This window comes from Melaminivora alkalimesophila (genome assembly GCF_000282995.1).
Classification (GTDB): Bacteria; Pseudomonadota; Gammaproteobacteria; order Burkholderiales; family Burkholderiaceae_C; genus Melaminivora; species Melaminivora alkalimesophila.
In genome coordinates this window covers 1-387 of the sequence record NZ_ALEE01000505.1, presented here as the reverse complement: position 1 = coordinate 387, position 387 = coordinate 1, and the positions used below count along the sequence as shown (strand labels likewise).

Genomic DNA, 387 nt, shown 5'->3' with positions numbered 1-387 from the left:
GCGGCTGCCGCTCGGGCGCCAGCGCGCTCTTGTAGTCCAGTACCCACCAGCCAGCCGGCATTCCAGCGCCCGGCCGGCGCCGCACCACGCGGTCGATGCGCAGCCCCTGCCCTTGCCACACCAGCGGCACCTCGTTCATGGCCAGCTCCACCTGCCGCGCGTCCCAGGCCCAGGCGCCCTCGCCGCGCAGGATGCGCTGCGCCGCCTCGGCGGCCTGCGCCGCGGCCTGCACCGGCAGGTCGAAATCGTGCGCCAGGCGTGCCAGCCGCGCGGCGCTCCAGCCCTGCGGCGCGCCAGCGCCCGCCTGCTCGAGCAGCTGGTGCATGGCCTCGCCCTGGCGGGATGCCAGGCTGTCCTCGCAGGCGGCATCGGCCTGCACAGCCGGTT

General features: G+C 76.5%; 1 pseudogene. It reads right to left on the bottom strand.

The window, feature by feature from the left end:
• Positions 1-387: pseudogene (locus tag A612_RS09820) on the bottom strand (UvrD-helicase domain-containing protein); the annotation flags it as partial.